Source organism: Rathayibacter sp. SW19 (assembly GCF_030866825.1).
GTDB classification, from domain to species: domain Bacteria; phylum Actinomycetota; class Actinomycetes; order Actinomycetales; family Microbacteriaceae; genus Rathayibacter_A; species Rathayibacter_A soli.
This window is the reverse complement of sequence record NZ_CP133020.1, coordinates 1,251,310-1,272,583: the sequence shown is the minus strand read 5'-3', so window position 1 is coordinate 1,272,583 and position 21,274 is coordinate 1,251,310. Positions and strand designations below refer to the sequence as shown.

The window sequence follows — 21,274 nt, the reverse complement described above, 5'->3', positions numbered from 1 at the left end:
TGATGGCCCATCGTCGGCGAATCGGATCTGTCTGCCTCCTTCGTGTGAGAATCTTGCGTGCCATCCGCGCCTACCGAACTGAAACGGCAGCCGCGCGCTGGAGTGTAAATGCGATCGAGTTGACGGCTGGCACGAGTTGTGCGACCGATTCTGCGTAAACCTCATCGGTGCGGCCATACGGGTCGATGATGTCGTAATCCTGCGGCTGGTCTGGCGGCACGATCGTGCCGCGGTTGTCTGCTGCGCTCTCGACAACGGCCGTGAACCGCGCCGTGAAGTCGGTCTCGGGCAGGTTTGCGGCGGTGCTGAGCACGTCTTGCTGGGTCGCGGCGAGAATGTGCGCCAATTCGCGCAAGGTAAAGGCGTAGCGGGCTGCGCGCGGCAGCATTTGCACGATGGCCTTGCGATGCTCGCGGGACATCGCCAACACCAGATCCGAGTCGGCAATCTGTTCGACCGTCAATTGGCGGGAGCGATGTTGCGACGGATCTCCGCCGAGCTGGCGCGAGTACGCGGCCGCGCGGGCATCCATTCCGTAGCCTTCCATCGCCACCGTGCCTGAACTCTCAATCGTCACGCCCGGCTGCTCGGCGAGCTGCTCGCGCAGGAGTTGCTCGGCTAGCGGTGACCGGCAGATGTTGCCGGAGCACACGGTGAGAATTGCGACGCCACTCACGCGCGCGCCGCCCGACGAGGCGCTCGCTCCGTCGTCATCTCGTCGTCGACGACCTCGTGCTGCACGCCGTAGCCGTACACCCCATAGCCGTAGGAATCCGGCCCGCGCACCGGCAACTTCGTCACGACGACGCCGACCAAGCGGCTGCCGATGTGCTCGAGCGCACGAACCGCCGCGGCCAACTCGTTCTTCTTGGTGGTTCCGGATGCCGCCACAACGATCGCGCCGCCCGTCAGCTTGCTGACAACGGCAGCGTCGGTCACCAGCAGAAGGGGCGGCGAATCGACCAGCACATAGTCGAACTCAGCGGTCAATGTGTTGAGCAGGGAGGCCATGTTCTTCGAACCGAGCAACTCGCTCGGGTTCGGCGGGATGCGACCACTCGGCAGCACGTAAAGCTGGCCTTTGCCCCACTTCTGCAGCACGTCGGTGAGTTTGGCCCGGCCGATCAGCACGTCGGTCAAGCCGACCGCGCCCTCGACGCCCATGTATTCGGAGATCTTCGGCATCCGCAGGTCGCCGTCGATCAACGCGACGCGCGCCCCGGTCTCGGCCAGGCTGATTGCCAGGTTCGCACACGTTGTGGACTTGCCCTCACCCGGAACCGAGCTCGTCATCACGTAACTGCGCGGCGCATCCGAAAGGTTGACGAACTGGAGGTTGGTGCGCAGGCTTCGGAAGGATTCTGCGCGGGGATTGCGGGGGTCGGCGTGCACGATCAACGGGCGCTTCTTCGCATCCGGATCCAGGTTGATTCCGCCGAGGATCGGGGTCTGGGTGACCAGCTCGATGTCGCGTGAGCTGTGAATCCGGGTGTCAAGCACGCTGCGCAGAACGGCGGCGCCGATGCCCACCGCGAGGCCGACGAGCAGGCCGAGCACCAGGTTCAGGGGCACGTTCGGGCTCGACGGTTTGGCCGGCGCGGTCGCCGGCTGAATGGTCTCGATGCGAACAAGACTCGGGGTGTCCCCCGAGGGCTTCTCCAACTGGTTGACGACGACGTAGGCGACGTTCTTGCCTACCGAGTTGGCGATCTTCGCCGCTTGGGCTGGATCGGAGTCCGTCGCTGTGATGTCGATCAGCACAGTGTTCAATGGGGATGCCGCGGTTATCTGCGAAGAGAGCTTGGACGCGGAGACCGTGAGGCCCAGATCGCTGATCACTCGGTCGAGCACGCGGGCGCTGTTCACGACGCTGACATAGCTGGTGACGGCCTGCCGGGCAAAGGTCGTGCCTTGGGCAAGATCGGCCGTCTGTGCGGCGTTGCTCGTCTGCACGGAAACGTAAAGCTCGGTCGACGCCTGATACTTGGGCGTCGTCAACGCTGAATAGACGGCGGCGATTCCCACGCCGGCGAGCACGCAGACCACGATGAGGATCCACCCTTTGCGAAGGATCCTGATGTAGTCCCGAAGCTCCAAGCTGGCACATCCTCAAATGTCGTGTTTATCGGTCGTGTTTATCGGTCGTGTTGGTTTTCGGCGCTGTTCTGCCGCTGCGTCTATAGCCCGCACCACGCGCGGGCAGCCGCCAACTGGGCTCTGACCACTTGTACGTGCGTTGGTTCTGTCAAAATCACACGCAAAACTCGGAGTTTTCGTAGACTCCGGATTCCATCATGACATACGGGTTGGGGGACACCCATGCACTTTCTAGCCCCTACTTGGGTGATAGAACCGCAGCAAGTCGGCTTTAAGGGGGACAGCGCGGGGCGTGCCGCAATGCGCGCGCTGAGTGGTTGCTGGGTGGCCGCGCTGCCGCACTTTTGATCAGTCTATGGGGTTGCGATGCGATGCGCTGCGCCGGTGGCGAGCGCGATGCGCCGGGCGGGCGGTGGCGAGCGCGACGCGCCGGGCGGCGGGTGCCGGGCGGCGGCAGCGGGCGGCAGCGCGCGGCGGGCAGCGGGCACCGGGCGGCAGCGCAGCGGGCGGCAGCGCAGCGGGCGGCAGCGCGCGGCGGGCAGCGGGCGGCAGCGCGCGGCGGCGCAGCGGGCGGCAGCGCAGCGGGCGGCAGCGCAGCGGGCGGCAGCGCAGCGGGCGGCAGCGCAGCGGGCGGCGGCGCAGCGCGCGAGGATCGGCTATCGTCGTCCTGCCCGCCAGCAAACAATGCCACCGATTTCCTTATTTCAAATGCGCCTTACATAAGGCGGATCTGAAATAGGAGAATCCGGCATTGACTTTGCCCGGCGAATTGCGCCGCACGTCGACAACCGCCACGCACGTCGAAAACCGCGACGTCAGCCGCACGCTTGCCTTGAGCTTCCGCAAGCTTGGCGCCAGCATCCGCGAGCTCGGCACCAACATCCGTGCGCTTGGCACCAGCATCCGCGCGCCTGACGCCACCTTCCACGAGTTTGGCGCCAGCATCCGTAGGCATCCGCTCGGTCTCACAACCCGGTGCCATGCCGTGTTCTCCACAGATCGGACAGACCCGCGCTTGTGTGTGGGCCCGGCTTGCTAGCGTTTTCTCAAGGAACAACGGACACTTGAGGGATGGGGCTGGTGATGAACGACGTGCAAGTCTGGAGCGTCATCGGCGTGCTCTTCGCCACCGTCATCTCGATGGTCGTCGGCATGTTCACGCTGTTCCTGCGCACGATGAACACTCACTTCCAAACTGTGAATGCGCAGTTCGAAACGGTGAATGCGCAGTTCGAAACCGTGAACGCCCGGTTCGACGCGGTGCGCGGCGAGCTCTCCGGTGAGATTTCCGGGCTGCGAGCCGAGATGAACGCACGTTTCGAGACCGTCAGTGCCCGATTCGACGCCACCGACCGGCGCATCGACGACATGGACCGCGACATACAAGTGGTGTTCTCCAAAGTGTTCGGCACCGGCGGAGAACACATCTGACTTCCCGAAAGCGTGACCGATCACTCGGGCGGCAAGCCTGGCCGATGTAGGCACGCAGGCGGCAGGCGCGACGCAGGCCGCTGGCGGCGCTCGGGCGGCGGCATCCTCGAGTGCAGGCAGCGGTGCACGGGCCGTGGTGACTGACGCCCGGCGCGCTAACGCCGCGCGCGCATCCGCTCGGCTTCCCAGAGGATGCCTACGCCGAGTTCTCCACAGATCGCTGCCGCCAACGAGTTTGGCCGGGCCCTGTCCGCTAGCTTTTTGTCAACGGACAGCCGACACTTGAAGGGTGGGCGTGATCATGAACGAGGCGCAGGTGTGGAGTGTTATCGGCGTGCTTGCTGCGACGCTGATCTCGATGGTCGTCGGTATGTCCACTTTGTTCCTGAGAACGATGAAGGCCAACTTCGACACCATGAGCGCACGCTTCGAAACGGTCGGGAGCGAAATCTCCGGGCTACGGGCGGAAATGAACGCACGGTTCGACGCGGTCGGTACGCGTTTTGACGCAACAGATCGACGCATCGAGGGCGTGGACCGCGATATTCAAACCGTGTTCTCCAAGATCTTCGGCACGGGCGGCGACAGAATCTGACGCGCCGGACGCGGCGGACACGGCGTTATGGGCAAGTGCTGCTTTATCGGCGACCGCGGCGGCTACGCCTCGTAGAGTTCGAGGGGCAGGCCGTCGGGGTCGCGGAAGAACGCCATCCGCTTTCCGGTGTGCGGGTCGATGCGCAGGCCTTCATGGGCGACGCCCTTGGCGTCGAGTTCGGCGAGCGCAGCCTGCACGCTCGGCACCTCGAAAGCCAGGTGGCGCAGGCCGACGGACTCCGGCCCGCTCACTCGCGCCGGCGAATCCGGGAATGAGAACAGCTCCAAGATGTACTCGCCGTTCAACGCCAGCTTGCCCATCCACGAATCGCGCTCGGCGCGGAACACCTCGCTGAGAAACTCACACCCGACGGTGTCGACGTAAAACTGCTTAGAACGCTCGTAGTCCGACGCGATGATGGCAATGTGGTGGATCCGATTCAACTGCATGCGTCAATCATGGCGGGAGACGCGGGGTGGCGAGGTCCTTTGCAAAATCAGCAAACGCACCGCCCGGTGGTCGAGTAGTGAGCGCCAGCGAGCGTATCGAGACCTCGTGCAGGTCTCGATACGCTCGTTCCTCGCTATTCGACCAACAGAATCGTTTGAATCCACGACTTTGCAAACACCCTGGGGATGGCGGGCAGACGGCGCGAGCGAGCGGCGACCACGCGACAGGCGAGCGCGGCGCGCGCGAGCCGGCCACGGGCATCCGCACGATGTCGCGTAGCGCTGGGTGAGCGGTCCTTCAGCGGATCCACAGCCGATCCCGATGGTGTCGAAGTCGCGCCGACTTACTCTGAAAGCAACCGCACGGTTGGCGCGAAGCCGGCGGCCGCGACACGTGGCCGATGCGAATGGAATGGGAGTGCGAGCTATGAAGGTGCTGATTCTCGGGGGTGACGGATTCATCGGATGGCCCGCGGCCCTCGACCTCTCGGCCGCCGGTCACGAGGTGGTCATCGTTGACAATCTCTCCCGCAGGCGGATTGATGTCGAGCTTGGAACGGACTCCCTGACGCCGATCGCGCCGATCGAGTTGCGGCTGGCGGCGTGGCGGGAACGATTCGGCCGTGAGGTGCGGTTCATACCGTGCGACATCGCCCAGGACTACGACGGGCTCGTCGCGCTGCTCGACACCGAACGGCCCGACACGATCGTGCACCTCGGCGAGCAACGATCGGCCCCGTACTCGATGAAGACGCCGACGACCAAGCGCTACACCGTGGACAACAACGTGAACGCCACCCACAATCTGCTCGCCGCGCTGGTCGAAGCGCAGCTCGACAGCCACGTCGTTCACATGGGAACGATGGGTGTCTACGGTTATGGCACAGCAGGCGTGCGGCTGCCGGAAGGCTACTTGTCTGTGACGACCGAGGGCGCCGACGGCCTGCCGGTTGCCCACGAAATCCTGTATCCGACGAACCCCGGCAGCATCTACCACATGACGAAGTCGCTGGACCAGCTGCTCTTCGCATTCTACAACAAGGTCGACCGGCTGCGGATCACCGACCTACACCAGGGCATCGTCTGGGGCACCCAAACGGTGCAGACGAGCAGCGACCCTCGGCTGATCAACCGCTTCGATTACGACGGAGATTACGGCACGGTGCTGAACCGGTTTCTCGTGGAATCGGTGGTCGGGCATCCGCTCACCATCAACGGCACGGGCGGCCAGACGCGTGCGTTCATCCACATTCAGAACAGTGTGCAGTGCATCCGCCTCGCGGTCGAGAACCCGCCCGAGCCGGGTGACCGGGTGCGCATCCTGAATCAGATGACCGAGACGCATCGCGTGCGGGATCTCGCCGCCCTCGTGGCCGGCCTGACCGGCGCGACGATCGAATACGTGGAGAATCCGCGCACGGAAGCCGCCGAGAACGAGCTGCTCGTCAGCAACGACGGCCTGCTCGCGCTCGGGCTCGAACCGATCACGCTGAGCGATTATCTGCTCTTCGAGATCACGGATGTCGTGCACCGCTTCGCAGACCGCGTCGACGCTGAGAAGATCCCGAGCACGTCGCTGTGGCGGCAGCGGGTTGGGGTTGGGGTGCGGGTCGGGGCGACGTCGGGGGTCGGGGCGCCGGTTGGAGTTAGTGCTTCGGCGGCGGTCGCGTCCGACGCGCCGGTCGGGGCTGGGGCGTGGGCGGGCGCGTCCGAGGCGCCGGTCGAGGCTGGGGCGTGGGCGGGCGCGGGGATTGCGGCGGCGGAGTTGCCGCAGGCTGAGGAGCCGGTCGGGGCCGGTTTGCGCGGCGCCGATCGATGAGGATCGCATTTGTCACCGAAGTGTGGAAGCCGTCGATCAATGGCGTGGTGACCCGGCTCTCCCTGACAATCGATGAGCTGATCGCCGCTGGGCACGAGGTGCTCGTGATCGCGCCGCGAGTCGATGGCGCCGGCGATCGCTCGGGCGAAACCGTCGGCGACCGCGGGGCGGGTGGCGACGGCAAATCCGTCGGCAACCGCGGGGCCGGTGACGAGGGCGAAACCGTCGGCGACCGCGGGGCGGGTGGCGACGGCAAATCCGTCGGCAACCGCGGGGCCGGTGACGAGGGCGAAACCGTCGGCGACCGCGGGGCGGGTGACGACGGCAAGGCCACGGAACGCACGGGCAGTTCCGGCGCGGTCGGCAATTTCGACGCTCATGATTCGGCCGGCAATGACCGCGCGGGCGAATCCGCGGTGCAGCCGGGGCTGCAGGTGCGGCGGATGCCGAGTGTGCGCATCCGCTTGATCTATGGTGGGCAGCCGTGGGGGCTCCCCCTGTTGCGGATGCGTCGCTACCTCGCAGAGTTTGCCCCCGACCTCGTGCACGTCGTTGCGCCCGCGCTGCTCGGTGTCGGCGGGGTGCGGAGTGCGAAACGGTTGGGGCTGCCGCTGGTTGCGTCGTTCCACACGGATATCGCCGGCTACGCCCGGTTCTACCATCTCGGCTTTCTGGCGCCGTTCATCTGGTGGTGGCTGCGGCGACTGCACAACGCGGCGGAGATCACGCTGGTGACGTCGGAGTATTCCGCGCGGCTGCTGGCTGGGCATGGGTTTATGCGGGTGGTGCACTGGCGGCGCGGCGTCGATGTGCGGCTGTTCGACCCGGCGCGGCGGACGCGGGTTGCTGGTGTGAGTGCGGTGGGTGCGGGGGCGGGTGCGAGCGCTGCAAGTGCGGCTGCCGCCGATGTCGCCACTGACGCGGTCGCCACCCTCCCCATTGCCTTGTACGTCGGCCGGCTCGCCTGGGAGAAGGGGTTGCAGCGCTTGGAATCCCTTGCGCGCTCGGGTGCCGTGCAGCTCGACGTGATCGGGGACGGCCCCGACCGCGAACGGCTCGAACACGTCTTCGACGGCACGCCGACGCGTTTCGTCGGGTCGGTCACCGGCGTCGAGCTGGCCATCACCTATGCCAACGCGGACCTCTTCGTCTTCCCATCGACGACCGAAACACTCGGACTTGTGCTCCTCGAAGCCTCCGCCAGCGGCCTGCCGATCGTTGCTGCCGAGTCCCCGGCCAGTCGCGAGTTGCTGGCTGCGAGCCCGACGGCGCGGTTGTTCCCGGCCGATCATCCGGAACTGGCCGTGCAGGCCGTGTACGACCTGCTCGCCAGCGGCTCCCGGGAGCAACTCGCCCACGCGGCGCGCAACGGCGTCGCCGGCTGGGGGTGGGCATCCGCGACGGCTGGCCTCGTCGAGGAGTACCGCGCGGTGCTTGCCGCACGTGTGCGTGTTGCCGATCTGGATGCTGCGGCTCACGATGCTGCACCTCACGTCAGTGCGCAGGTGCCGCATCCGGATGCTGCGACCCCGGATGCTGCGCCTCACGCGGGTGCGCGAGTGCCGCATCCGTGATCGTGTTGGCACTGCGCCGGTCGAGCGCGACCGCGCTCCCGACTGCGCAGAATTCAGGCTGGATGGCCAAAATCGCCGGGCCTCACGGCTTTGACCCCCGGCCCAGCCTGAATCCTGGCCCGGCCTCGAGCGGCCACGCGCCAAACGGCATCCGCCAACCGGCAACCGGATCTGCCGAGCCGAAACGCCGAAACGCCCAAACGGCCCCGGCCCCGGCCCCGTGCCAGCCGACCCGACTGCGCAGAATTCAGGTTGGATGGCCAAAATCGCCGGGCCTCACGGCTTTGACCCCCAGTCCAGCCTGAATCCTGACCCGACCTCGAGCGGCCACGCGCCAAACGGCATCCGGATCCGGCATCCGCCAACCGGCAACCGGATCTGCCGAGCCGAAACGCCCAAACGCCCAAACGGCCCCGACCCCGCGCCAGCCAACCCCGACTGCGCAGAATTCAGGTTGGATCGCCAAAATCGCCGGGCCTCACGGCTTTGACCCCCAGTCCAGCCTGAATCCTGACCCGACCTCGAGCGGCCACGCGCAATCGCCCTCGACGGGGTCTAACCGATCTACCCCCCGAAGAGGGGCAAAAACTTGCCAAAATCTAGCATTTAGCTGAGAAGCAGGTGTAAGTTTCGAGCGCTGCCTCCGGCCAGGCGGGCAAGGAGCGACTCGTGCTATTGCGCCATCCCCGCACACTCCGAACACGATTGTGCACCTGGATCGCATCGGCCGCGATGGTGGCGGCCCTCACGGTCGCTGCTCCCACAGCCGGTGCCGCAGCGGCAAGCCAGGCTGCAACACCGGCTGCAGCCCAGGCGGCAACACCGACGCCAGGCCAGGCACACAGCCCTCTCGCCGGCCCAACTTCCACCGCCCGCGCGACGACGGCTGCCATGTCCTCTTCGGATTGCTCCGCCCTCGCCGTCGGCGGTTACTGCTCATTCAGCTATGCCGACTTTCCCAACCAGACCACCTTCACGATCCCGGAAACGGTGAACACCATCACGGTGCTGCTATCCGGAGGTTCAGGCGCCGGCGGCAGCACGAAGGGCGGCGGTGGCCAGGGCGGGTCCGTGATGGCGACAATCACCTTGGCGCCCTCGACAACAGACCGGTCGCTCGACCTGTGGCTTGGGGGCAGCGGCCACGGTCGTGACCGTGGCGGCCAGGGTTGGGCAGACGGCGGACCCGGTGGTGTCGGAGTAGGTGGCGACGACGGCGGATCCGGCGGCGGCGCATCCGCTTTGGCCTGGTCAAGCGCAGGCCACGACGATCCGCTCATGGTTGCGGGCGGAGGTGGAGGCGGAGGCCACGACATCGACGGATTTGCACACAATGGCGGCGTCGGCGGCGCCGGCGGAAACCCGCCCGGCAACGGCCTTCGTGGCACCAGCGGCGGAATCTGGGGCCCGGGCGGCAAGGGTGGCGGCTCCGGCAGTTCACACGGCGACGCCGGTGGCGGCGGATCGGACAGTGATTTTACCGGCGGCGGCGGGGGCGGCGGCGGGTATCGGCATGGAGGCGGCGGCGGAGAAGCTGGCGGTGTCGCGTATGGCGATTACCAGGCGGGGTCCGGCGGCGGCGGGGGCGGCGGCGCGTCATTCGCGAAGGGAGTGACGGTTCATACCTACGGCGTGGGGCCGTTCGGTGACGGGTCATTGATGATCTTCGGCGGCAGCCCGCAGAGGTACGACTGCGTCGATACTCACAACCCTCGGACCCTGACAATACCCGCTGGCGTGTCTGCGTACGGATTCATTGCGGTCGGAGGAGCGGGCGAGCACGGGAGCAACAAAGCGCCGGGCGGCACCGGGGCCCTCGCATCCGGAATCCTCAACGTCGACGGATTGAACACGCTCGACTACTGGGTCGGATGCACCGATTACGGCGGAGCCGGATACAGCTACCGCGGGCACGGCGGTGACGCCGGGGACGGCGGCAACGATGGCGGCAATGGCGGCGGCGCAACGCTGATCGCCAGCAACAATTACCCAACCCCCAGCTCGAACACCGTGCTGGTCGCAGCCGGCGGAGGCGGCGGAAGTGGTGGAGACGCCTCCAACTGCGACCACTACCCCAGCCAATATTGTGGCGGACAGGGCGGCTCCGGCGGTGGGGTGAACGGCACCCGGTACACCTATGACGGGCAGGAGGGCGGCGGCAACGGCGGAGACGGTGGCTATGCGAACCACCACACGGAACACGGCAAACCGTATCCTCACGGAGGTGACGGCACCAGCAGCGGCATCGATACGGGTGCTGGAGGCGGGGGCGGCGCCGGCTGGCCGAAAGGCGGAGACGGCGGCCATCACGCGACCTTCACGCCCGGCGGAGGCGGCGGCGCGGGCGGCTCCTACCTCTCCAGTCAACGCGTCACCGGCGGTTCGATCTCTGCCAGCGGCACCAACACGAACGGCTACATCCTGCTCCTGCCGATCAAGCCCGCGAAGACCGATCTCACCGTGACGAAGGCCGTCAACGGCAATGCTGCCGCCTACGGGTACGGGCCGTTCACGATCGACGTCACCTGCACGCTCGACGGTCACTCCACCCTGAAGGAGACGATCACGCTCGGGCCTGGTGGCTCGCACCTGTTCCCCGGTGTGCCGACCGGATCGTCGTGCGTCGCAAACGAGACCGGCGCGGGCGGTGCCAGCAGTCCCGCATCCGAAGCACAGGTGACGCTCGGCATGAATCCCGCCACACTGACTCTTGTCAACGGATTCGAGGCGACGTCGTTCACCATCTCGGTGTTCTCAGCGATTCGCGGCGAGAACGGGGCACCTGACCCTGATGTCGCGATCACGCTCGGCGACCTGGGGGTGCACGTGGCGTGCACGTTCAACGGTCGCCCGATCGTTCTGCCTGCGCCCGTTTTGAACGGGCAACTCGACTTCGCCGGGCAGAAGACCTGGGTGAGCGGCGGGCAAACCTTCACGATCAACGGCATGCCCGTCGGTGCGCAGTGCACGGCGAAACTTGCGGCAGGCAGCGGTGCGACCGAGACGCTGTACGCGGTCGACGGCAGCTCCCCAGCCGGCGACGCGGCGACGTTCACGCTCGACTTTGCGACGACGAACGTGCAGGTGACGGATGTCTACGAACTCGCGCCACTGACCGTCACGAAGCTTGCAGACGGTGACAGTACGCCGCCTGCCGACGTGAGCTACCCGGGCACCGTCAGTTGCACATTCCAAGGCAGGCCCGTGATGCTGCCGGCTTCCGCGAGCTTCTCGATCGGGATCGGCACGTCGCAATTCGTACACAATCTGCCGATCGGCGCGCAGTGCACCGTGACGGAGACGAACGCGCACGGGGCAGCCGCCACGACTTACGCGCCGGCGCAGACCGTTCCGATCACGGCCGATGCCGATCCGGTTGCATCGGTGACGGTGACGAACACCTTCGACGCCCACACCCTGCTGGTCTCGATCGGCACGAGCGGCGCCGGCGCGAGTTGGGCGAATGAACCGTACCGTGTGCACGTCACCTGTGCCAGCGCCTCGGGCACGGTCTTGGATACCACTTTCAGAACCCACGACACGTTTGGCGGCTGGGCCGCGTTCGATGTGGAATCCGGCGCGGTCTGCTCCGCGACTGAGACCAGCTCTGGCGGCGCAAGCAGCGTCGCGTATGCCTCAAGTGTCAATCCGACACGTGGCGGTTCCCCGGTCTCGGTTGCCATTCCGACGCACGGCTCCGTGAGCCTGACGATCGACAATGAGTACACTGCGGCTGAACTCCGTGTCGCAACCACGACAACGGGCGCGGGCGCGATCTACGCGAGCGCAAGCGACGCGGGCGCGATCGGCGCGAGCGCAAGCGACGCGGGCGATCCGACGACCGTCACAGTCAGTCAGTGCACGTTCAACGGGTTGCCGATCGAGATTCTGCCAGGGCAGACCTCCGTCGCGTTTGCGCTGCCCGCGGGTGGTGGTGCCGCAGCGATTCCCGAACTGGTGACAGGCGCGCTCTGCGCTGTGACCGAGACGGATGCCGCTGGCGCGACCGCCACCGCGACCGCCACGTCCACGTCGTATGCGACGGCCAACGCGGATCCTTCCTCTGCTCTGCCCGACGGCGGCATGCAGGTCACAGTGAACCAGTCCGTCGCGGGCACACCGACAACCGTGAACATCGACAACCGGTTCGATCTGGCAGCGCTCACCGTCGGAACCACCGTTGCGGGGCCGGCAGCCTGGGCGGCGAACGCGCCGTACCAGGTGAACGTACAGTGCACGTTTGCGAACGAGCCCGTGCTGCGGCTCGGACCGGACGGCATCGCAGTGCTGCAGTTCACGGCCGACGGTGCCCTCGTGCCCAACTACGGATCCGAGGCGTTGCAGACTCTGTCGGTCGGAACTCAGTGCAGCGCGCTTGAGCAGACGACCGGCGGTGCGACCACGGTGAGCTACAACCCACCGGATGCCTCCGGCACGCGATCCGGATCGGTGACGGTTCCGAGCATGGGAACCTCGATCGGCGTGACCAACACGTTCGCCGCAACGACCCTGACCGCGACCAAAATTCTCACCGGCAACGACGCACCGGCGCACAGCGCTGACGTCTTCTTCTTCGACACTGCATGCACATTCAATGGCAGGATTCTGCCATCACCGCCGGATGACCCACGTTCCGAGGTCTTCACATTGATCGGCGGCGAGTCGCAGGCGTTCACCGAGTTGCCCGTGGGAGCGAATTGCTCGGTGAACGAGTTCGACGACGAGCACGCAACCGCCGTGACGCCACGTCACGACCAAACCGTCGTGCTGACAACGACGCCGGCGGTGCTCACATTCACCAACGCGTTCGACGTGACGCCGCTGGCTGTGACCGAGGTTCTCACCGGTGCCGGTGCGGCGACCTACGGCGCCGGGCAGACCTTCGCAGCCCAGGTCGAGTGCGTGTGGTCCAACGAGTTCAACGAGAGAGTCGAGCTACCGAACAACGGCAGGGTCGAGCTTTCGGCCGCCGATCACTTCACGGCCGTGTTCAACGCACCCGTCGGAGTCGAATGCTCGGTTAGCCAAGGGCTGCAGCTGGCAACTGCGCAGACCGCGTCGGGCCCGATAACCCTTCAAGCCGGCAGCGGCAACGAGCTATCTGTCAGCAGTGAGTATCGGATCGGGCCGATCTCCGTGACGAAGACAGCGCATGGCGTGTTCCCAGCCGGGCAGAAGTTCGGCTTCGCGACCCAGTGCGTCTGGCCGTCCGGCAGCGCGGGGGTCGTAGGCACGGGGTCGGGCGCTGCGGGGTCGGGCGGCGCGGGCCCGGTCGTTCTCCCGCTGAACGGTAACCAAGCCGGTGCGTTCACGCTGAAGAGCGGAGACACGCGGGTTCTTCAAGCACTGGCTGGGGCCCGTTGTTCCGTGACGGAAACCGACTCGGGCGGCGCGGTTCGAGTCGTCGTCGACGCGCACGGTAGGGATGCGTCGACGAGTGCGCAGACAGCATCCGTCCGCATCACGACAGGCGCCACCGGCACGATGACGTTCACCAACTTCATGCCGGGCTCGCTGCCGGCAACGGGGTCGGAGATATCGTGGACATTGGCGGCAGCACTGATTCTCCTGCTCGGTGGGCTCGCGCTGATTTTCGCACGCAGAAGGCTCTCCACCCGCAGAGGCAAGCGGACCACTTCATCGTGAGCGGCCGCACCGCAGACCCCGTCGGCAACGCGATAGGTTGGGATGCGACTTCGACGGCGGGCCTTATCAGCGCCGCAATGCCTGCGTGAGCATCGAAACGGGAGGTTGCAGATGAGTGCGGAGACGCATCCGTTCGGTCGTGATTATTGGGAAGACCGCTACGGCGCACCCGGGCTCGCCTGGAGCGGCAACCCGAACCCCGTGCTGGTCACGGAGGTCACGCCGCTTGCACCAGGCCGCGCGCTCGATGTCGGCAGCGGTGAGGGCGCCGATGCGATGTGGCTCGCGTTGCAGGGGTGGCAGGTCACCGGTGTGGACATTGCGCTCAACGCGCTGGAGAAGGCGCGTGGGCGAGCGGAGTCCGTGGATCGGGCCGCCGCCGCGCGCATCGACTGGCAGCAGCACGACCTGATGACCTGGTCGCCCGAGCCGGGGTCGTACGACCTCGTCTCCGCACAGTTCATGCATCTGCCTGAGCCGCGGCGGACGACGCTGTTCCGCTCACTTGCAGCCGCCGTCGCACCGGGCGGCACCCTGCTGATCGTGGGGCACGACACGAACGGCATGGACACGGACGGCCACTCCGAACACCTGCTGCAACTCATGTTCACCATCGACGACGTGCTCGCTGCGATCGACGGCGAGCAGCTGCAGATCGATGTCGCGGAGTCGCGGGTGCGGGCTGGTGGCGCGGTTGGTGGTGATGCGGATGCTGCCGGTCGCAACGGTGGTGGTGGTGGTGGTGGTGGTGGTGGTGGTGGTGCGGATGCCGCCGGTCGCGACGGTGGTGGTGGTGGTGGTGGTGGTGGTGGTGGTGCGGATGCCGCCGGTCGCGACGGTGGTGGTGGTGGTGGTGGTGGTGGTGGTGCGGATGCCGCCGGTCGCGTCGGTGATGGTGGTGCGGATGCCGCCGGTCGCGACGGTGATGGAGATGCGGATGCCGCGGGTCGCGATGCAGGTCATCACCATACGGATGCTGTCGGTGAGGGCGCAGACAGCGGCGCGGATGCAGGCCGTGACGACGGTGCGGGCGCCGGGCACGGCGTCTTGCGGGACGTCGTCGTGAAGGCAACGCGCGCAGGTTAGCGGCAAACAGGGCCGTTCGACAGCCGGAGACCCTCGGCTGCGAGGTGGTGATCACCCTGGCAGCAGCGTACGTCACGTCCCACCCACGCATTAGTTCGGGCGGGTCGAAGTCGCGCGGGTCGAGTTCGCGCGGGTCGAGTTCGCGCGGATCGAGTTCGCGCGGATCGAGTTCGCGCGGATCGAGCGCGTGGGTCGCGGTCCTCGCAATCTGCGGCCATGCTACCGATCTACCGACACTGGGTGCGTCAACTCGTCCTACACAGCTTGCCGATCCAATGACATATCCACAGATTTGCGACAACCGGCTCCGACGCCGGTGGCCACATTCAACAATGAGATATGTCACTTATCTTCGATGGGATCACCGCAAAGGCAGAGCGCATCTGCCGGCTCGCGGCATCCGTCGGCGATGCCGAGGATCGCGCCACAGCTCCCGCGCCCTCCAGAGCGACAGGTAGTGACGACGAGAGCAATACACCCTCCAATTCGGGAGACGACCTCGAGCGAAGTGAGATCGACCTCATCGAGAGCTTCGATGATGCCGGTCTGCTCGAGCTGAGCCAGGCATCCGCCGAGTTAATTCGTGCGGCCGAAACCATCGCCGCTCTCGCGGCGGGCGAAATCGAACGACGCTCGCGCCGCGAGCTGGGTTATGACGGGCTCGCCCAACGCAACGGACATCGCAGCGCCGGCGACCTCCTCCGCAGCATCAACAAATCGTCGTTCGGCGACGCGAATCGACTCGTGCGCGTTGGTCGCTCGATGATCGAGTCTGGCTCAGCGCCACCCGACACGCCCGATTCGGATGCGTCGCGTCCTACCCTAAGCGGCCCGGATTCCGCTCCCTGGCTCGCGCCCGTCTCCGCGGCTCTCTTGCGCGGAAAGTTGTCGCCGGCGCAGGCCGACAGCATCAGTCGTGGGTTGGGAAACCCTGCGCCCGGCGTTGACGCAACGGCACTGGCGCGCGAGGCCGCGCGCCTTGTCGCCGAGTACTCAGCTGCGCACGCGGACCAACTGTTCATGCTCGCGCGACACGCACGAGACGACCTCGATGCGGCGGGGATCGCGGAGCGAGAGCAGCGGATGCACGCGGCGCGTTCCCTGAAATTCTTTCGGCGGCCTGATGGCATGTGGCGATTCATCGGTCTCTTTGATCCCGAATCGGCGGCACCGGTGGTGGGCTACTTCGACGCGATGACCAGCCCACGACGCGGCGGGCCCAGGTTTGTCGGTCGCGCGCAAAAGGCCGAAGCCGAAGCGATCGCGGGCGATCCACGCACCACCGAGCAGCTACTCCTGGACACGTTCGTCGATGCGGTGCTCGCCGCGTCCGAGCTGTCACCGTCGACAATGCTCGGCTCGCGTCGTGCGAGCGTCAAGATCCTCGTGGCGGCCCCGCAGTTGGGCGCCGCCGGCAGGAGTTTAGAAGGGTCCGAAACCGGGAACGCACCCGCCGCCGGCGGCGCACCCGAGTCTGGGCAGCCACCTGGAGCCGCCCGTGATCCGGTGCTCGGACAAGACTCGACGAACACGCCAAGGCCAGCACCTCACCGCGAGACCACACCCGGCAGTGCGCCCGCACCTCACCGCGAGACCACACCCGGCAGTGCGCCCGCACCTCACCGCGAGTCCGCAACTGGCAGTGCGCCCGCACCTCACTGCGCGCCCGAATCAAGCACCGAGCCCGCTCATGGAGGCTCGCACGCACCGGCCAGCACGCCCGCACCGGGCAACGCGCTAAAATCTCGCCGCGCGTCCGAAACTGGCAGCGCACGCGAATCAAGCACCGAGCCCGCACCTGAAAACCTGCCCGGAATCGGCAGCGGCCCAGGGCGGATCGAAGGCATGCCAGACCCTGTCTCGATCGAAACAGTCGAGCGTCATCTGTGCAACACGGGCTGGGCCGCAGTCGCCTTCGACGACGACGGCCAATGCGTGAACGTCGGCCGAGATCAACGCTTGTTCACAGCCAGGCAGCGAGTCGGCCTTGCCGCTCGAGACTCCGGATGCTGCTGGCCCGAATGCGACCGCCCTCCCGCCTGGACGGAAGCTCACCATATCAACGAGTGGAAGGCGCATCAGGGCAAAACGGATATTGCCGATGGGATTCTGGCATGCCGTTTCCATCACCTTTTGCTGCACAACCGGCATTGGCGCATCATCCGAAGTGGTGGGCAGTACGCACTCGTGCCACCCCGCACCGAGCCCGACCAACGCGTGCGAGTTCTGAACAACAAGAGCCCAGCACTCCGTGACCTGATGAAATCACGCTCCCAATCCAGCCAAGTTCGGGCGGGTGGGGTCAATGCCGAGTGGGAATAGCCGACCTGGCCGGCCCGAATTGCACGCCCACTGGTCGCGGGTGCAATCGCGGATGTGTTTGAGGTCCCGGTTGCGGCCCCAGTTGCGAGCACGACCTCGATTGCAGCCTAGATTGCGACCACGGTCGCCGCCGCCAGACATCTCGTGATCAGAATTCCGGCCTCGATTGGCTTGTGCTATCGCAATGCACGGGTGATCAGAGGCGTCCGGCACTCCGCTTGCGTCAGGCTAGGCGCCGAGCGCCGCCCAGCAGACTCGCTCTGAGCCGCCCACGGCAGACGCGCCGCGCGCCGCCCACGGCAGACGCCCCGAGCGCCGCCCACGGCAGATGCGCCGCGCGCTGTCCATGGCAGACGCGCCGAGCGCCGCCCACGCCAGACGCGCCGCGCGCTGTCCACGGCAGACGCGCCAAGAGCCGTCCCTGGGAGACACGTCGAGTGCCGTCCATGGCAGACGCCCCGAGCTCCGCTTGCTGCGTCACTATGCCATCCGCCAGCCCGAGGCGTCGCCACCCACCACGCCGAGACGTGTCCGCCGCCGCCAGCCACACCGACAACAACCGTGCTGGCATCATCACCACTGCCGGCGCACAGTCGCCTTCTGACCAGTCACCAAACTCGCGGCCGGCACATCATCGGCAACAACCGACCCCGCCGCAATCACTGCATCACGACCAATACTCACACCCGGCAAAATGGTCGCGCCCGCACCAATCCACACATTCTCCGCAACATCAATCGGCGCACCCGTCAGATACAGCTTGCGCTCCACCGGATCCACCGGATGCCCACTCGTAATGAACGTCACCTTCGGACCAACCATCACACGCTCAGCCAACCGAATCCCGGCATAGTCGAGAAACGTACAACCCTGATTGATGAACACACGATCACCAAGATCCAAATGCAACCCATGGTCCGTGTAGAAGGGCGGATAAATCGTCACACCACCAGGCAACGGCTGACCCAGAATCTGCTCAAACAGCGCCGCCTTGCCCACCTCGTCGTCGAACGGCAACACATTCAATCGCGACGTCAGCTCGGTAACGCGCAAGACTCGCTCAGCCATCGCCTCAAATTCCGAACTACGGATGCGCATGAGCCGGTCACCAGACATTCAACGATTTTCCCGCGCACCCCTCACACCGACGCGCCAACGCGCCGGTCCGGCACACCGCACCGCCAACGCGCCGGTCCGGCACACCACACCGCCAACGCGCGGGTCCGGCAACACCACCGACTCGCCGACCCGGCGCACCACGCACGTGCCTACGTAAAGTCCGGATCCGGTTCATCGTTGTAAGTCGGCCCCGATTCCACCGGCCAACGCCGACGACCACTGTTCAACACACCCTGGCTCTCCTGCAAGTAGCAAGCGCCACACAGCGACTCGTACGACACATCCGCACCGTCAATCGCAACCTGGTCACCATCGAAGACAAACATGCCGCCGATCTTGCGCGCATTGAACACCGCCTTGCGACCACAACGACAGATCGTCTTGAGTTCCTCAAGCGAATGCGCAATCTCCAACAGACGACGACTCCCCGGAAAAGCAACCGTCTGAAAATCCGTCCGGATGCCATATGCCAGTACCGGAATATTCTCCAGTATCGCGATCCGCAGCAAGTCATCCACCTGCGCCTCACTGAGAAACTGAGCTTCATCCACCAGAAGACAACTGACATCACGCTCAAAACGCTTGACTGTACGCTGCCGATGCTGCTGAAAACGCGCATACAGATCAGCATCGGGTGTGATCAGAAAGTCGACCTCACGACGCACCCCCAGACGAGACAGGATGCCCAGATCACCCTTCGTATCAATCGCCGGCTTCGTCAGCAGAACACGATGTCCACGCTCTTCATAGTTGTACGCAGCCTGAAGCATCGCAGTGCTTTTGCCGCTGTTCATCGCCCCATAGCGGAAATACAGTTTTGCCACGAGGCCTATCGTATTGGTCCCCGGTCACACCGACCACGAACTCGCCGAACGCGAACTCGCTACGCGCGAACGCACCACGAGCGAACAACTCACGCCCCCACCTCCACAACGCGACTCGCTGCCGCGCCGAACTCACGTCAAGTAGCCATCCTCAGCAGCCCGCCGAATCATGTCCTCACGCGTACTCGTCGGCCGCCCCGCCTTCGCATATTTGTCACGAATTCGCCTCAAAAACGTCTTTGCCGTCTCGTAACCGACATTCATCCCACTGGCCACTTCCACTGTCGTATGTCCAGCCACATACAGCCCGAGTGCAATGACCTCCGCCCGACTCAGATGCGGACGGATCACAGCATTTTCGCGCACACCGCCCTCACCGACGGTATCGGCCTGCGACGCCACAACTCGAGGCAACCCCATCGCCGTACGAGCCACCGCCATCACCTCACGCGCAGACTGCGACTTCGTCAGGTAAGCCGCAGCACCCGCCTGAAGCGAGCGCTCCCGATCCTCGACCGTATCCAACGCTGTCAGCACAATCACAACTGCACCGGCCGCACGACATGTCCGAACGCGTGCTTCGATCGAAATGCGTTCTTTCAACTGCAGATCCATCAGAACGAGATCGGTTGGAAACGCAGGACTGTGCACCATCTCGACCCAGGTGCCGACCGCCAAAACCAGCTCGAACTGCGGTTCGTTCATGCGAATCCAGGTCGACAAGCTGTCCAGCAAGAGCTCGTGGTCGTCGAGCAGTGCCACACGCACGCTTCCTGACGGCGGCGGCACAGACACCGGCACGTGCGCCTGCGCGGGCGGCGGCACCGGAGCGCGCGCGAGCACGGGCGCGGGCGGCGGCACCGAAGCCGATACCGACGCCGACGTTTCACGTTCGTGATCAATCCAAGTCATAGGAGAACTCCACTTCGATTCTGCTCCCTGTCACACGCAACACCGCATCGGCAGAGATCACACGCAAAACGACAAGATACGGACGCAGCCGGGCCCTCACCACACGCGCATTCCCATTCGCAACTTCCGCTCGCAATTCAAATCGCGCGGTTCGCTCTCCACCAAGCGCACCAACCAACTCGCCGGTTCGCTCCCCACCGAGCGCACCAACCAACTCGCCGGTTCGCTCCCCACCGAGCGCACCAACCAACCCGCCGGTTCGCTCCCCACCGAGTGCACCAGCCAACCCGCTCGCTCGCTCTCCCGCAAGCACACCAGCCAACTCGCCCGCCCGGGCCTCGCCGCGCACACTACCCAACCCGCCCGCCCGCGCTACCAGCCACACGCGTTCAACCACGAAATCGGATGCCCTCAGCAACTCCCCGAGCACCGCACCAACCAGCGCACGCTGATCCGGCGTCACCAACTCGACGACCGCTCGATCGGCCTCCACCTCCACAATAGGCACCATTCGCCCAGCAAAGGTACGCTCGAGCAGACCGCTCAACCAGCTGGTATCTGCCATCCCGATCGCCCGCCCACGCAACGCATTCGCAATGGTGGCGGCAGCATCCGTATCGGCGAGTGTCAGTTCATCCTGACGCAAGATGTGCTCAACCAGAGGGGCGAGTTCGTTGTTGAGCGTGGTGACATACGCTTGCTGCACTGACCGCGTGACACTTTCACGCACCTGCGGTTCGAGCTGCTTCATCCCGGCCAGCGCACGAGCCTGCCACCGCTCGATCGCACGCACCAGGTTGTTGCCGAACGCAGCCGCACCGAACCCGAGCCCAACCGGAGCAGCAACGGCGACCACGACATATACCAGCGGCGACGCCTGTACGGCCAGAGTTCCGGACTGCGCCCACGCCCCCGCCCCCAGCAACAGCGAACTCACGATCGCCGCGTAGATCAGTTCCCGAGGCGGACGCAACTGCGCCATCGCGACAATCATGATCGCGACAACGAGCTGGCCCCAATCGTCTTGAATCATACGATTGAGCCGCCACAGCGACCCATACGAACACAGGGCCGCGGCCAACGACAGCCCCAGAACGGCAATGAATCGACCACGCCGAAACGGTGATCGGCTCGGCAGCGACCCCCACACCAACGCACTTGACGCCGCAACCGCGAGCAGCAGTGCAATCACAGCCAGCACCGGGTTGGAAACCTGATCGAGTTGACGCACCGTTTGCAGCACTGCAACCCCGATCGCGAGCACCGCCGCGCCCGGGGCGAGCATCCACGCGGCATAGGTACCCAGCGGATCCAATTGCTGAGGCGTGCGCTCGATTCTGACGCTCACCGCGCTCCCCCCGCGTTCACGGTGTTACCCCGATCCTCACAGGGCTACCCCA

15 protein-coding genes are annotated in these 21,274 nt (G+C 65.7%); 7 read left to right on the top strand and 8 right to left on the bottom strand.

Features of this window, described 5'->3' with window-relative positions; genetic code table 11:
- Window positions 1–70 precede the first annotated feature (70 nt).
- The 3 genes from QU604_RS05775 to QU604_RS05765 form a co-directional block, all read right to left on the bottom strand.
- Complete coding sequence (locus tag QU604_RS05775; RefSeq protein WP_308467862.1) at window positions 71–676, bottom strand: arsenate reductase/protein-tyrosine-phosphatase family protein; 606 nt, start codon at window positions 674–676, stop codon at window positions 71–73.
- Complete coding sequence (locus QU604_RS05770; protein ID WP_308467861.1) at window positions 673–2,097, bottom strand: tyrosine-protein kinase domain-containing protein; 1,425 nt, start codon at window positions 2,095–2,097, stop codon at window positions 673–675. The genes QU604_RS05775 and QU604_RS05770 overlap by 4 nt, the downstream gene beginning before the upstream one ends.
- Window positions 2,098–2,812: 715 nt before the next feature.
- Window positions 2,813–3,079, bottom strand: a complete 267-nt coding sequence (locus QU604_RS05765; protein WP_308467860.1) for a hypothetical protein — start codon at window positions 3,077–3,079, stop codon at window positions 2,813–2,815.
- Between the two features lie 101 nt (window positions 3,080–3,180).
- On the opposite strand from QU604_RS05765, the gene QU604_RS05760 reads away from it, so the two are divergent.
- Both QU604_RS05760 and QU604_RS05755 read left to right on the top strand, forming a co-directional pair.
- Entirely contained in the window at window positions 3,181–3,528 is a 348-nt protein-coding gene (locus QU604_RS05760) for a hypothetical protein (RefSeq protein WP_308467859.1), read from the top strand.
- Between the two features lie 289 nt (window positions 3,529–3,817).
- Entirely contained in the window at window positions 3,818–4,123 is a 306-nt protein-coding gene (locus tag QU604_RS05755) for a hypothetical protein (RefSeq protein WP_308467858.1), read from the top strand.
- Window positions 4,124–4,185: 62 nt separating this feature from the next.
- Here QU604_RS05755 and QU604_RS05750 read toward each other — a convergent pair whose 3' ends face one another.
- On the bottom strand, window positions 4,186–4,572 hold the full coding sequence (locus QU604_RS05750) for a VOC family protein (protein WP_308467857.1): 387 nt from the start codon (window positions 4,570–4,572) through the stop codon (window positions 4,186–4,188).
- 427 nt (window positions 4,573–4,999) lie between these two features.
- Between QU604_RS05750 and QU604_RS05745 the strand changes: the two genes are divergently transcribed.
- The 5 genes from QU604_RS05745 (at window position 5,000) to QU604_RS05725 (ending at window position 17,019) form a co-directional block, all read left to right on the top strand.
- Window positions 5,000–6,391, top strand: a complete 1,392-nt coding sequence (locus QU604_RS05745) for an NAD-dependent epimerase/dehydratase family protein (RefSeq protein WP_308467856.1) — start codon at window positions 5,000–5,002, stop codon at window positions 6,389–6,391.
- Window positions 6,388–7,965 carry a glycosyltransferase gene (locus QU604_RS05740; protein WP_308467855.1) on the top strand — a complete coding sequence of 526 codons (1,578 nt, stop codon included), beginning with the start codon at window positions 6,388–6,390 and terminating at the stop codon, window positions 7,963–7,965. The genes QU604_RS05745 and QU604_RS05740 overlap by 4 nt, the downstream gene beginning before the upstream one ends.
- A gap of 669 nt (window positions 7,966–8,634) precedes the next feature.
- A complete protein-coding gene (locus tag QU604_RS05735; RefSeq protein ID WP_308467854.1) occupies window positions 8,635–13,611 on the top strand; it encodes a DUF5979 domain-containing protein in 4,977 nt (1,658 codons plus the stop codon).
- 111 nt (window positions 13,612–13,722) lie between these two features.
- Window positions 13,723–14,697, top strand: coding sequence for a class I SAM-dependent methyltransferase (locus tag QU604_RS05730; RefSeq protein WP_308467853.1), 975 nt, complete (start codon window positions 13,723–13,725; stop codon window positions 14,695–14,697).
- 339 nt (window positions 14,698–15,036) lie between these two features.
- Complete coding sequence (locus QU604_RS05725) at window positions 15,037–17,019, top strand: DUF222 domain-containing protein (RefSeq protein ID WP_308467852.1); 1,983 nt, start codon at window positions 15,037–15,039, stop codon at window positions 17,017–17,019.
- 573 nt (window positions 17,020–17,592) lie between these two features.
- On the opposite strand, the gene QU604_RS05720 is transcribed toward QU604_RS05725, so the two are convergent.
- The 4 genes from QU604_RS05720 to QU604_RS05705 all read right to left on the bottom strand — a co-directional run bounded on the left by QU604_RS05720 (window position 17,593) and on the right by QU604_RS05705 (window position 21,222).
- Window positions 17,593–18,135 (bottom strand): sugar O-acetyltransferase, encoded by a 543-nt coding sequence (locus QU604_RS05720; protein ID WP_308467851.1) that lies wholly within the window; start codon window positions 18,133–18,135, stop codon window positions 17,593–17,595.
- 152 nt (window positions 18,136–18,287) lie between these two features.
- A complete protein-coding gene (locus QU604_RS05715; protein ID WP_308467850.1) occupies window positions 18,288–18,962 on the bottom strand; it encodes a thymidine kinase in 675 nt (224 codons plus the stop codon).
- Window positions 18,963–19,094: 132 nt separating this feature from the next.
- The gene (locus QU604_RS05710) at window positions 19,095–19,874 is read right to left on the bottom strand and encodes a DNA-binding response regulator (protein ID WP_308467849.1); all 780 of its coding nucleotides are present in this window, start codon (window positions 19,872–19,874) and stop codon (window positions 19,095–19,097) included.
- Entirely contained in the window at window positions 19,861–21,222 is a 1,362-nt protein-coding gene (locus QU604_RS05705) for a hypothetical protein (protein ID WP_308467848.1), read from the bottom strand. Before QU604_RS05705 ends, QU604_RS05710 begins: the two co-directional genes overlap by 14 nt.
- Between the last annotated feature and the right edge of the window lie 52 nt (window positions 21,223–21,274).

Coding starts and splice junctions, on each gene's coding strand:
- QU604_RS05760 (WP_308467859.1), top strand. CDS start 3,181: ATGAACGACGTGCAAGTCTGGAGCGTCATCGGCGTGCTCTTCGCCACC.
- QU604_RS05730 (WP_308467853.1), top strand. CDS start 13,723: ATGAGTGCGGAGACGCATCCGTTCGGTCGTGATTATTGGGAAGACCGC.
- QU604_RS05725 (WP_308467852.1), top strand. CDS start 15,037: ATGTCACTTATCTTCGATGGGATCACCGCAAAGGCAGAGCGCATCTGC.
- QU604_RS05745 (WP_308467856.1), top strand. CDS start 5,000: ATGAAGGTGCTGATTCTCGGGGGTGACGGATTCATCGGATGGCCCGCG.
- QU604_RS05750 (WP_308467857.1), bottom strand. CDS start 4,572: ATGCAGTTGAATCGGATCCACCACATTGCCATCATCGCGTCGGACTAC.
- QU604_RS05740 (WP_308467855.1), top strand. CDS start 6,388: ATGAGGATCGCATTTGTCACCGAAGTGTGGAAGCCGTCGATCAATGGC.
- QU604_RS05720 (WP_308467851.1), bottom strand. CDS start 18,135: ATGTCTGGTGACCGGCTCATGCGCATCCGTAGTTCGGAATTTGAGGCG.
- QU604_RS05765 (WP_308467860.1), bottom strand. CDS start 3,079: ATGGCACCGGGTTGTGAGACCGAGCGGATGCCTACGGATGCTGGCGCC.
- QU604_RS05710 (WP_308467849.1), bottom strand. CDS start 19,874: ATGACTTGGATTGATCACGAACGTGAAACGTCGGCGTCGGTATCGGCT.